The organism is Acinetobacter boissieri (genome assembly GCF_900096955.1).
GTDB classification, from domain to species: Bacteria; Pseudomonadota; Gammaproteobacteria; order Pseudomonadales; family Moraxellaceae; genus Acinetobacter; species Acinetobacter boissieri.
The window spans coordinates 192,068-204,821 of record NZ_FMYL01000003.1 but is presented as its reverse complement, the minus strand read 5'-3'; the positions used below and the strand labels follow the sequence as shown (position 1 = coordinate 204,821).

The window sequence follows — 12,754 nt, the reverse complement described above, 5'->3', positions numbered from 1 at the left end:
TTTTTTCTTGTAACGTTTAAAAATGAAAAAATTCAATGACTTAAAGTCTATTATAAAAGATTTGTAGCGGGGTACCGTGGTTACTTTATATGCTTAGTGTGTGGTATTTGTGTCTTTATGTATTTAAACTTGTTGGACAGTGTAAGTTTTTGTAAAATAATAATTACGATTAATACAGAATAATATTATAAGCTAATTATTGCTTAAAAAAAGCCCTATTAAGGTCATTAATAGGGCTTTTAAATATTTTCCAATAACATTTATGTTTTTTGTTGCTCTTTAAGTAAAAATTCGATTAATGCTTTTTGAGCATGTAACCGATTTTCTGCTTCATCCCATACTACTGCATTTTTATGCTCAAGCATGTGTTCAGAAATTTCTTCGCCACGGTGTGCAGGTAAACAATGCATAAATAAGCAGTCTGAATGTGCCAATTGCATGAGATTCTCGTTCACTTGGTAGTTGGCAAATGCCTTTTCACGTATTTTCTGTTCTTCTTCTTGGCCCATAGATGCCCAGACGTCTGTGACGATCAGATCAGCATTGACTGCAGCGTCTTCAGCAGAGGCAACAACTTCAGCACAGTGTGCGTATTCTGTTAAAAATCTTTCTTGTGGTTCGTATCCTTTTGGAGATGCAATTTTGAGTTTGAATCCCCACATGTGAGCAGCTTCAATATATGAGTTACACATATTATTGCCATCACCAATCCAAGCCACAGTTTTACCTTGTATTGAACCACGGTGTTCAACAAATGTTTGTATGTCTGCAAGTAACTGGCAAGGATGATGATCATCTGTTAGTGCATTAATGACGGGGACTTTCGAGTAAGATGCAAAGCGTTCAACGATATCGTGTCCAAACGTACGAATCATGACAATGTCTAACATACTTGAAATAACACGTGCAGAATCTTCAATCGGTTCGCCACGACCCAGTTGTGTATCTCTAGATGATAAAAAAATAGCACTACCACCTAACTGGCTCATGCCAGCCTCAAAAGAAACACGTGTACGAGTACTCGATTTCTCAAAAATCATACCCAAAACTTTACCAATGAAGGGTTGGTAGGTTTGGTGACTATGTTGTAGTTTTTTTAACTCTTGTGCACGGCTAATAATGCGTTCTAGTTCTGCAGAGGATAAATCACGCAATGTTAAAAAATGACGTAGAGCCATACTTACTCCACGTAATTGCTTGGGCAATTACTTATTTGATTGTGAATAAAAAAGAATCGTCAAATATACTACAGTCGATTAGAAATTCAAAAAGATTGTTTGTATTCATGCGCTTTTAGAAAGTTATCAACACAATATGTAATGTATTGTTGTATATCATTGGCAGGTTGGGGTTCAGAAATACCCATGAGCATTTGCCATTCAAAGTGCCATACTGAACCCAGTAGAGCTCTGGCGGAATACGTTGGATTGTGGCATATAATGATGCCTTGTTCGGTTGCTTTAATAAGATATTCTTTGATATTTTCAATAATCTGTTGCAGACCTTTTTTATGTAGGTGGTTTGCAAGTGCAGAATCGTGGTTGGCACGTTCTAAAATTAACCGCAAAAATTGAATATTTTTAGTATCGATCAGATGATTATGAAAATTTTGTAAAATTGTTAGAAAAAAATTTCTTAGGTCTGATTCATAGTTTTCAGTATTTAAATAAAGATCTTGTAAACAAACATCACGCCGATAGTCACAAATTGCTTTGAATAAACCTTCTTTGTTACCAAAAAACTTATATATAGATGCTTTAGAGCCACCTGTATGTTGGATGATATCGCTTAATGACACCGCATCGTAGCCTTTTTCCAAAAAAAGGTCAGTCGCTATATTTAAAAAAGCGATACATCTTTCCATGCCTCTTTTGGTTTGTGGAGGCTCATGAATATATTTATCTTTTGAATCTGGCATAAATGATAATTAACAAGTGAAAAGACGGAAGATTGTTAATTATATAACAAATTCTATAAGTTTCTCACTTGCTTTAATGTTTTAGGTGATTTGAAAAGTTGAGCCAGTGCCTAAAATGATGTTTATGAGCTGCTCATCTTCTTTGCTAAGTGTATATTCATCTTCAATTTTTTGTGCCAATTGAATAATTTTTTCACCTTGTATCAATTGCTCTTGTGCACATAAAATTTGACCAAATTGTTCTAAAGATGAAATATTCTTATCTGTTTGAAATGAGTGTAAATACCAATTTTTTGCATCATCTAAGTAATTTTGTTGTTGATACATTTGTGCAATGTAATGAGATGTATTAGGTAAATCTAAGTCTAATGCTTGAGTTAAAGTATCTTGTGCAAGGTCGTATTGCTTTCGTAATAGGTAGCACTGTGCCAGTGGAATAAATGCTTCGTTGTTATGATGTTCAAGTGCTTGATAAAAACAACCCATCGCATCTTCAATACGATACTGGTTTAGTAAAATCTTACCGAGTGGTATAAGCGAGCTATGATGACCATATTGTATTGCAGATAGGAAGTAGTGCTCTGAAAGTATATGATTGTGTCGTTCAGATTCTATTTGTCCTAGATGATCAAAAGCGATTGCAAATTTGAGTTGTGCGGCTTGCATGTAATAATGATAGGCGAGGGTCGTTTCTCCTTGGTAGTGATGTAAATTTCCTAAGCCGTGCATCCAGCGTGCATCTTTGGGTTGTTGTTGTTTAATCTGTTCAAGTAAAATTTTTGCATGATCAAATTGTTGTCGGGTAATTGCCGAGTTGGCTTGCTCAAAAAGAGACTGAATATTTTTATCTAAATCACGTATTGTATTTTTAAAGTCTCTAAATGCACCCATCTTCGCATACCTTAATATAAATGATAATTATTATCTTTTATAGCATGTTTTTGATAGGGGTGCTAGATGCACATACCCGTATGTGCATCTTTGCGGTTTGTACTTTAGCTTGAATCAGTCGCCTTTTTCATCGTCTTCGTCAGCAGAGTCATCCATTCCAAGTTCTTTGAGTTTTCTCGTTAGTGTATTACGCCCCCAGCCTAAGACTTCTGCCGCATGGCGCTTTCTACCTCGTGTTTGCTCAAGTGCAGCATTAATCAAAGTGCGTTCAAAAATAGGCGTAGCAATATCTAAAATTTTAATATCACCATTTTTGAGTTTGCTAACCGCCCACTCACTTAACACCTCATCCCATGCTTGTGTTGCGACACGTGTTGCTTTTGTTGGATGATCTTGGCTTTTTACAGCAACTGTTTGTCTAAGTTCTGCTGGTAAATCATTGGGATAAACTTCTCGTCCTGTAATCATGACTGTTAACCAGCGACAGATATTTTCGAGTTGTCTGACATTGCCTGGCCATGCTAGTTGTTGCATGTAGCTGATGGTTTCTTGGCGTAAAATTTTAGAGCTTACGCTGAGTTCTTTGCCTGCTTGTTCCAAGAAGTGTTGTGCTAGCATAGGAATATCTTCGCTACGGTGCGCAAGTTTTGGAATATGTATGCGTATGACATTTAAGCGGTGGTACAAATCCTCTCGAAAACGTCCTGACTCCACCAACTTTTCTAAATCTTGGTGTGTAGCCGCTACAATTCGTACATCTACTTTTACAGGAATGTGTCCACCAACACGATAAAACTCGCCATCTGCAAGCACTCGAAGTAGGCGCGTTTGTGTTTCAAAAGGCATGTCTCCAATTTCATCTAGAAATAATGTACCGCCATTGGCTTGTTCGAAGCGACCTTGTCTTTGAGAGTTTGCTCCTGTAAAGGCCCCTTTTTCGTGACCAAAAAGCTCTGTTTCTATGAGGTCTTTAGGAATTGCCGCCATGTTAAGCGCAATAAACGGTTTAGCCTTTCTTGGAGAGTGGCGGTGTAGTGCATGAGCAACTAGCTCTTTACCTGTACCAGACTCACCATTAATGAGAACAGTAATGTGTGATTGAGAGAGCCTGCCAATTGCTCTAAAGACCTCTTGCATGGCAGGCGATTCACCAATGATTTCGGTGGTTTGTAAGGGTTTATAGTTCTGTGTTGCTTCTTGGTTTTGTAGCTTTTCTAAATGTAATATTGCACGGTTAACCAGTGCAAGTGCTTCATCAATATCAAATGGTTTAGGTAAGTATTCAAAAGCACCTGTTTGATAACTAGATACGGCAGATTCAAGATCTGAATGCGCAGTCATAATAATGACAGGTAGGTCAGGGTGGTTGTTTTTTACACGGCCTAGAAAGGTCAAGCCATCTATGCCAGGCATACGAATGTCGGTGAGTATGACATCGGGGGTATCGCTGTGCAGTTGGTCTAAAGCGCTTTGAGCATCTTCAAAGCTCGTTACATTAAATCCCTCTTCTTTAAAGGTTTTTTCTAGTACCCAACGCATGGCACGATCATCATCAATCACCCAAATTTTATTTCGTGACATGTTTCGACTCCCAAGGTAAATATAAACTGAATGTGGTTTTTCCTGAAACAGATTGGCATACAATGACGCCGTTATGTTGGTGTATGATGTTTTGAGCAATACTCAAGCCAAGCCCTGTACCGTTGGCTCGGCCTGTAACCAGTGGGTAAAATACAGCCTCTAGTATATCTGCTGGAATACCTGGCCCATTATCTTCAATATCAATACGAATCGCTGAACGGTGTAATACGTTGTTAATGGTTACAAGACGCTGTATTCGTGTTCTAAATGTAAGCTGTGGTGGCTGGTCACGTTCGTGATAAAATGCTTTATTTTCAAGCATGGCTTGTACGGCGTTCACACTGACATTAAGCATGACTTGTATGAGCTGGTCACGGTCTGCCTGTATACTTGGTAGTGATAAATCATAATCACGTACCAATTTAATTTTCTTTTTCGTTTGGTTGTTGACCAAAGAGTAAACACGCTCTAAAGGTTCGTGTACATTTACATCAATATAGCTAGGCAGTTGTCTAGAACCAAGCATCGTATCTGCTAAAGTACGTAGGCGATCAACTTCATTAATGATAATTTCGGTGAACTCATTGTATTTTGGGTCATTTAAACTGCGCGCAAGTAGTTGGGTTGCACCACGTATGCCACCTAACGGATTTTTAATTTCATGGGCAACGCCTCTGATCAGTTGGCGAGTGACCTGATGTTGTTGAAGTAAATGCTCTTCTTTAGAGATTCTTAGCATTCTTTCAATTGGATTAAGCTCAATGAGCAAAAAAGGTGCAGTACTTTTATCTACATGAACACGAGACACTGAATAATCGACATGAATGTTTTGAAAGTTGACGCGAATAATTGCTTCTCTACGCGTATAGGCTTGGCCTTTTTCAAGGGTTTTGATTAATGCTTTTTCAGTATCAAACTCATCATCTGGGATTTCAAGTAACTGTAATACTGAGTAATTGCGTGCACGTAATGCGCTAATATCGAATAGTGATTCACAAGTAGGGTTTAAATAAAAAACGGTGAGTTTTTCATTTACAAGCAGTACGGCTGTGGATAAGCTATCTACCAAAAGCTGATAGTCAATCGCAAGTTGCGTAGTCATTTTTCAGCAATTCCTGTATTGAAATAGGGCGTAAATACAGTATTCATGGTCGCTCTTCTCTGTTGTAGCACGTGTTTGCGTCATAGTTCATAATAAATAAAGCAAGATACAAGCCAACTTTTTTGCTTTATGGTGCGTATTTTTTCTTTGTACAGCAATTTTTATAGACTATAGCTGTATTTGAGGGTTTTAATATAGGCTATATTTTTTATTTTGCACAGTCGTGGTGCGTTATTTCTTGAGTTAAATCTGTGGTTTTGTTTTAGTGCAATTTACAATCTGCGTGTTTTAAATCTATGCTTATGCATTGAAAAGTCATACAATACTCGCATTCTAGTAGAGTGCTGAGTTCCATGAAGTCCCCCAAAGTCGGTTTTGTTTCTTTAGGTTGTCCTAAGGCATTGGTTGATTCTGAGCGTATTTTAACCCAATTACGTATCGAAGGTTATCAAGTTGCATCAGATTATGAAGGTGCTGATTTAGTTGTTGTCAATACCTGTGGTTTTATCGAGTCTGCGGTACAAGAGTCTTTAGATGCAATTGGTGAAGCCATTAATGAAAATGGCCGTGTAATTGTGACAGGGTGTTTAGGTAAAGATGAAGATAAAATTCGTCAAATGCATCCAACTGTCTTAAAAGTTACAGGTGCTGCGGCATATCAGGATGTCATGGAAGCAGTACATCAGTATGTACCTGCACCCCCTAAAAAGCATGACCCATTTATTGATCTCGTACCAGAACAAGGTGTTCGTTTAACACCTAAACACTATGCGTACTTAAAAATCTCTGAAGGGTGTAATCATCGCTGTACATTTTGCATTATTCCAAGCATGCGTGGCGATTTGGTTTCTCGTCCGGTCAGTTCTGTGCTTGATGAAGCAGCAGCACTAAAGCGTGCAGGGGTAAAAGAAGTCTTAGTGATCTCACAAGACACGTCTGCTTATGGCTTAGATACCAAATACAAGCTTGAGTTTTGGAATGGTCAGCCAGTAAAAACTAAATTTTATGACATGTGTGAAGCGCTAGGCCAGTTGGGTATTTGGGTACGTTTACACTATGTATATCCATATCCTCATGTCGATGCAGTGATTGACTTGATGGCGCAAGGTAAAATTTTACCGTATTTAGATATTCCTTTTCAGCATGCAAGCCCACGTATTTTAAAACTGATGAAGCGTCCTGCGCACAGCGAAAATACACTTGAGCGTTTAAAAGTCTGGCGTGAAAAATGTCCAGATTTGGTGATTCGTTCAACCTTTGTGGTCGGTTTCCCAGGTGAAACAGAGCAAGATTTCCAACAACTACTTGATTGGTTAGAAGAAGCACAGCTTGACCGTGTAGGGTGTTTTACTTATTCACCTGTGGAAGGTGCAACAGCAAACGATTTACCAGACCATGTATCTGAAGACATCAAACAAGCGCGCTATGAACGCTTTATGGAAGTACAACAGAAAATTTCAGCAGCGAAATTACAAAAACGTATTGGTCAAACCATGACAGTGCTTGTAGATAGTCTAGAAGATGAATTTCCTGTTGCTGTAGCACGTTCTTACGCAGATGCACCAGAAATCGATGGTAATGTTTTCGTTGAAGATATAGATAAATCAACCATTAAAGCAGGCGATATTTTGGTAGTTGAAATTACAGATGCAGATGAGTATGACTTATTTGCCAAACTGATTGACGTAAAAACAGCTTAAACCGACAACATATTGAGAGAAAAATTATGGCAGATCCAAATAGCCCTCGTTATTCAAGAATTCTACTTAAGTTATCAGGTGAAGCTTTATCTGGTAACCGTGACATGGGGATCGATGCTCAAGTACTTGACCAAATGTCACTTTCTATTGCGCACTTGGTGGGTTTAGGTGTGCAAGTAGGTATTGTTGTTGGTGGTGGTAATTTGTACCGCGGTAGCCAGTTACAAAAAGATGGCTTAGTTGGTCGTGTAACAGGTGATCAAATGGGTATGTTGGCGACAGTCATGAATGGCTTAGCACTGCGTGATGCCTTAGTACGCCGTAATATTAAAACACGTTTAATGTCTGCATTACATATTGGTACAGTAGTTGAACCTTACTCAAGTCGTGATGCGATTCGCCATTTAAATGGTGGTGAAGTATGTGTGTTCGTTGCCGGAACAGGCAATCCGTTCTTTACTACAGATACAGCGGCATGTTTGCGCGGTATTGAAATTGAAGCAGATATGATTATAAAAGCCACTAAAGTAGATGGCGTATATAACAAAGATCCAAGTAAATATGATGATGCCGTTAAGTATGATCATTTGACATTTGACCAAGTTTTAGATGGTAAGTTAGGTGTGATGGATTTAACAGCAATTTGTTTATGTCGTGACCACGATGCTCAACTACATGTGTTTGATATGAATAAATCAGGTGCGCTTTTATCTGTAGTTATGGGTGAAAAAGAAGGAACTCACGTCACGAAGTGATGTACGTGAGTACGAAAGCTCTTTATACTAAGCCCAATTTTGGTTTTAACTCTTTTAATTATTTAGGAAGATCATATGATTAACGATCTCAAAAAAGACAGCGAACAGCGCATGCAAAAATCAATCGAATCTTTAGAGCAAGGTTTTGCTAAGGTTCGTACTGGTCGTGCGCATCCATCGATCTTAAACGGCGTGATGGTGTCTTACTATGGTTCAGATGTGCCATTAAACCAAGTAGCGAGTGTTGGTATTGAGGATTCAAGAACATTACTTGTACAACCGTTTGAGCGTCAAATGGTCACAGTGATTGATAAAGCGATTCGTGAAAGTGATTTGGGCTTAAACCCAATTTCAGCAGACAGTATTCGTGTACCACTCCCTGCACTGACTGAAGAAACACGCCGTGATATGCAGAAAGTTGCACGTAACGAAGCGGAGAATGCCAAAATTGCCATTCGTAACATTCGCCGTGATGTATTGGGCGACATTAAAGCATTGTTGAAAGAAAAAGAAATTTCAGAAGATGATGATCGCCGTGCAGGTGATGATATTCAAAAAATTACTGATAAATATGTTGCTGAAGTAGATAAGCGTCTCGCTGCAAAAGAAGCTGAATTACTGAAGGTTTAACAGACTATGACGATCGTTGAAGATATTTTTCCTCCTCAACATGTTGCTATCATTATGGATGGCAACAATCGTTTTGCTAAAAAAAGAGATTTACCAAAAGGTGAAGGGCATCGGCAGGGGAAGTTGGTTTTAGATCCTGTTGTTGAACATTGTCGTAAGGTTGGTGTGAGAGCATTGACGGTATTTGCTTTTTCTAGTGAAAATTGGAATCGTCCTCAAGCTGAAGTCGATTTGCTCATGTGGCTTTTAGAACAAGCCATTCTTGAGCAAATTCCACGAATGATTGAATTTGAAATTGCTTTAAGGTTTATTGGTGATCAAACACGGTTGCCACCTCATTTAAAAACACTTGTTTCAGACACTGAACGAAAAACTGCACATTTTAATAAAATGACGCTGACCATTGCAGTGGGTTATGGTGGTCAATGGGATATTGCAGACAGTGCTCGAAAAATTGCCCAAGATGCAATAGACGGAAAAATTTTAGTTAAAGACATTAATGCTGAATTATTTAGCCAATATGTCTGTTTAGGGGATTTACCTCCAGTTGATTTGTTGATTCGAACAGGTGGAGATTATCGCATATCTAATTTTTTGTTATGGCAACTGGCATATGCAGAGCTATATTTTAGTAAAGTATTGTGGCCAGAGTTTTCCATAGAAGAGCTAAATAATGCGTTTAAGGTATTTGCAGAGCGTGAGCGCCGTTTTGGTAAAACGTCTGAGCAGATCCAACAAGATAAAATTGAGAATTAATACATGTTTGAGCGGATAAAAACCGCATTGGTTTTAGTGGTCGTAGTTTTAAGTTGTATGTTTGCCACGCCGTCTCATTACCCAATGCTGATCTTAATGGTGATTGTAGCGACACTTGCAGGTAGTGAGTGGTACAAACTTATGCCTAAACCAGAAGCTGCGGGAGTTTCAGCTGTCGCTTCTAAGGTATATGCAGTAATCATTTTAATGACCTCTGTACTCACATTATATTTTAAAGATTTATCTTTGTTACTGTGGTGTGGTGCAATTTTTGTAGCCATATTTAGTATATTTTGCATTAAAAATTATCCTGAATATGACGCGTGGTATAACAAAGGTTTAACTATTGTCGGGGCAGTACTTATTACAGCAGCAATCACTGCTATATTTTCTGTGTGGCTGATTTCTGCTTGGTGGTTAATGTACCTCTTTTTATTGGTATGGGCTGCAGACAGTGGTGCATATTTTGTTGGGCGGAAATTTGGTAAAAGGCCAATGGTGCCGAATGTGAGTCCGAAAAAAACCATAGAAGGGCTGTGTGGTGGTTTGGCGACATCAGCGGTCATTATTGTTGTGGTGCAAAGTATTTATCTTGACCACTTAAATTTACTACAACACGCGGCATTCTTACTACTATCGTTGCTGACAGTATTGGCCTCGGTTTTGGGTGATTTAATAGAATCTATGCTCAAACGCCGAGCAGGTGTAAAAGACTCTGGCAATTTACTTCCCGGCCATGGTGGCATATTAGATCGTATAGACTCTCTATTAACAGCTACGCCTGTATTTGCAGCAGGTATTTATTTATTAAAACTGATTGGTGTTGAACTATAATGCGACAAAACGTATGTATTTTGGGTGCAACGGGTTCTATTGGTGACAGCACACTTAAAGTTTTGGCACAGCATACGGCGCAATATACTGTCTTTGCTGTTACAGGCTATCATCGTATAGATAAGTTGGTTGAAATCTGTTTAACATATCGACCAAAAGTTGTCGTTGTTCCCCAAGAGAAAAAACAAGAAATATGGCAAAAGCTACAGCATCACAATTTAGTTGATATAGAAATATTAAGTGATGAAGAAGGGCTCGTTTATATTGCATCACATGCAGATGTTGATATTGTTATGGCCGCCATTGTTGGCGCCGCAGGTTTGTTGCCAACACTTGCCGCGGTGAAAGCTGGAAAACGAGTATTACTGGCAAATAAAGAAGCCTTGGTCATGTCAGGTGATATTATGATGCAAGAGGCAGAAAAGAATAATGCATTATTGCTTCCTGTAGACTCTGAACACAATGCCATTTTTCAGTGCTTACCTCATGATTATAATACAAAAAATACAGAGATATCTTTAAGCCAAGGTATTTCACAAATTCTTCTCACAGCATCTGGCGGTCCATTTTTAAACAGCAGTGCTTCAGATTTAGAGCATGTCACTCCAGCACAAGCATGTAAGCACCCGAACTGGTCTATGGGGCAAAAAATTTCTGTAGATTCTGCAACACTTATGAATAAAGGTTTAGAGCTGATAGAAGCTTGCCATTTATTCAATATTTGTGAATCTAAAGTCACAGTTGTTGTGCATCCACAAAGTATTATTCACTCTATGGTGCAATATGTTGATGGTTCAACTTTAGCACAAATGGGTAATCCAGATATGTGTACGCCAATTGCACATGCATTGGCATGGCCTAAGCGTATACATACATCAGTACCGGCACTCGATTTGTTTGCAAATCATCATTTGGATTTTCAACCACCAGATCATCAAAGATTCCCTGCATTACAATTGGCAAGAGAAGCAATTCAAGCCGGTGGTATTATGCCAACTGTACTCAATGCATCGAATGAAATTGCAGTAGATGCTTTTTTAAACGGGAAAATAAAGTTTACAGATATTCCTAAATTGATAGATTTTGTGTTAAACAAAATCGACAATGTTGCTGCAAATAGTTTAGATATTATTTTAGGTCATGATACATTGGCTCGTCATACAGCAAATACATATATTCAAAGTAAGGGGCAGTAAATAAAATGAATGTACTTTTTATGATTGCTGCTGCTGCATTACTATTGGGTCCTTTAGTTGCAATTCATGAGTTTGGGCATTACTACACTGCACGAAAGCTCGGTGTCAAAGTGCTGGTTTATTCGATTGGTTTTGGGCCAACACTGTTTAAATGGACATCTAAAAAAACAGGAATTCAATACCAACTTTCTGCATTACCATTAGGTGGTTATGTAAAAATGCTAGATGAACGTGAAGGAAATGTGAAAGCAGAAGATTTACCTTACGCGTTTAATCGGCAGTCAGTATGGAAGAGAATAGCCATCGTTGCGGCAGGACCGGTTATTAACCTGATTTTAGCTGTAGTGTTATTTTGGATTTTATTTTTACCAAAGCAGGAGCAGCTTAACACCCGAGTCGGTAAAGTCATGAGTGATACGCCTGCTGCACAGTCAGGGTTAGGAGTTGGTGATAAAATTATTGCAGTAGATGGCCAAGCAGTATCTACATGGGATGCTGTTAATTTTGCATTGGTACGCCGTGTTGGTGAAACAGGCAATATACAGATTCAAGCAGAGAATCAAGGGAAAATTAAAATCTTTGATCTACCAGTCCAACATTTTTTGAACGATCAAAAAAAATCGGTCTTTGATAGCTTGGGTTTTTTACCATATCGACCTAAAATTGAACCAATTGTACAGAAATTAAGTGATGACGGTGCAGCCGTACGTCAAGGAATGCAAGTTGGTGATCGAGTCGTTTCAATTGATGGTATTGCTACACCTGATTGGTTTGATGTGGTTGATATTGTTAAAAAATCACCAGAGAAAATGCTGGATATTACAGTGCTTCGTAAAGCACAAGAAATTCATTTGAAGGTTATGCCACAAGGGCACCGTGATGACATGGGTAATGTGACAGGTGTGCTTGGTGTACAAAGTAACAGCAGTAAAATTGTTATTCCAGATGACTACAAGCAAACAATACAGTATTCTCCTATAGAAGCATTTAGTCGAGCGATTCATAAAACATATGATGTTTCTGGCATGATGTTAAACTCGATTGTTAAAATGGTTCGTGGTTTAATTGGTTTAGATAACTTATCTGGACCAATTACGATCGCAAAAGTAGCTGGGCAAAGTGCTGAAATGGGTTGGCAAACATTTATCTCTTTTATGGCTTTAATGAGCGTAAGTTTAGGTATTTTAAATTTATTACCCATTCCTATGCTTGATGGTGGGCATTTACTGTACTACTTTATTGAAGCAATTCGGGGTAAACCTGTTTCAGAACAAATACAGCTATTTGGCTTAAAAGTCGGTATGGTACTGCTTGGTAGCATGATGATCCTTGCTTTATTTAATGATTTTATGCGTTTATAAAAAACAAGGCTTACACAATATTTAACTTAG

At 38.4% G+C, this 12,754-nt stretch carries 12 protein-coding genes; 7 read left to right on the top strand and 5 right to left on the bottom strand.

Features of this window, described 5'->3' with window-relative positions; translation table 11 throughout:
- Positions 1–260: 260 nt before the first annotated feature.
- From argF to glnL, 5 genes are all read right to left on the bottom strand, one after another.
- A complete protein-coding gene (gene argF / locus BLS38_RS04540; protein ID WP_092747151.1) occupies positions 261–1,178 on the bottom strand; it encodes an ornithine carbamoyltransferase in 918 nt (305 codons plus the stop codon).
- Positions 1,179–1,264: 86 nt separating this feature from the next.
- Positions 1,265–1,918, bottom strand: coding sequence for a TetR/AcrR family transcriptional regulator (locus tag BLS38_RS13280; protein ID WP_092747150.1), 654 nt, complete (start codon positions 1,916–1,918; stop codon positions 1,265–1,267).
- Between the two features lie 81 nt (positions 1,919–1,999).
- Entirely contained in the window at positions 2,000–2,809 is an 810-nt protein-coding gene (locus BLS38_RS04530; protein WP_092747149.1) for a tetratricopeptide repeat protein, read from the bottom strand.
- A 114-nt stretch (positions 2,810–2,923) separates the two neighbouring features.
- Positions 2,924–4,348 (bottom strand): nitrogen regulation protein NR(I), encoded by a 1,425-nt coding sequence (gene glnG, locus BLS38_RS04525; RefSeq protein ID WP_425283460.1) that lies wholly within the window; start codon positions 4,346–4,348, stop codon positions 2,924–2,926.
- Positions 4,349–4,376: 28 nt separating this feature from the next.
- Positions 4,377–5,492, bottom strand: coding sequence for a nitrogen regulation protein NR(II) (glnL, locus tag BLS38_RS04520; protein WP_092747147.1), 1,116 nt, complete (start codon positions 5,490–5,492; stop codon positions 4,377–4,379).
- Positions 5,493–5,845: 353 nt separating this feature from the next.
- Between glnL and rimO the strand changes: the two genes are divergently transcribed.
- The 7 genes from rimO to rseP all read left to right on the top strand — a co-directional run bounded on the left by rimO (position 5,846) and on the right by rseP (position 12,724).
- Positions 5,846–7,192, top strand: coding sequence for a 30S ribosomal protein S12 methylthiotransferase RimO (gene rimO / locus BLS38_RS04515; RefSeq protein WP_092747146.1), 1,347 nt, complete (start codon positions 5,846–5,848; stop codon positions 7,190–7,192).
- Between the two features lie 26 nt (positions 7,193–7,218).
- Complete coding sequence (gene pyrH / locus BLS38_RS04510; protein WP_092747145.1) at positions 7,219–7,947, top strand: UMP kinase; 729 nt, start codon at positions 7,219–7,221, stop codon at positions 7,945–7,947.
- A gap of 75 nt (positions 7,948–8,022) precedes the next feature.
- A complete protein-coding gene (gene frr / locus BLS38_RS04505; protein ID WP_092747144.1) occupies positions 8,023–8,577 on the top strand; it encodes a ribosome recycling factor in 555 nt (184 codons plus the stop codon).
- A 6-nt stretch (positions 8,578–8,583) separates the two neighbouring features.
- The gene (uppS, locus tag BLS38_RS04500) at positions 8,584–9,333 is read left to right on the top strand and encodes a polyprenyl diphosphate synthase (protein WP_092747143.1); all 750 of its coding nucleotides are present in this window, start codon (positions 8,584–8,586) and stop codon (positions 9,331–9,333) included.
- A gap of 3 nt (positions 9,334–9,336) precedes the next feature.
- Positions 9,337–10,167, top strand: coding sequence for a phosphatidate cytidylyltransferase (locus BLS38_RS04495; protein ID WP_092747142.1), 831 nt, complete (start codon positions 9,337–9,339; stop codon positions 10,165–10,167).
- On the top strand, positions 10,167–11,363 hold the full coding sequence (ispC, locus tag BLS38_RS04490) for a 1-deoxy-D-xylulose-5-phosphate reductoisomerase (RefSeq protein ID WP_092747141.1): 1,197 nt from the start codon (positions 10,167–10,169) through the stop codon (positions 11,361–11,363). Before BLS38_RS04495 ends, ispC begins: the two co-directional genes overlap by 1 nt.
- Before the next feature lie 5 nt (positions 11,364–11,368).
- A complete protein-coding gene (gene rseP / locus BLS38_RS04485; RefSeq protein WP_092747140.1) occupies positions 11,369–12,724 on the top strand; it encodes an RIP metalloprotease RseP in 1,356 nt (451 codons plus the stop codon).
- Positions 12,725–12,754 lie beyond the last annotated feature (30 nt).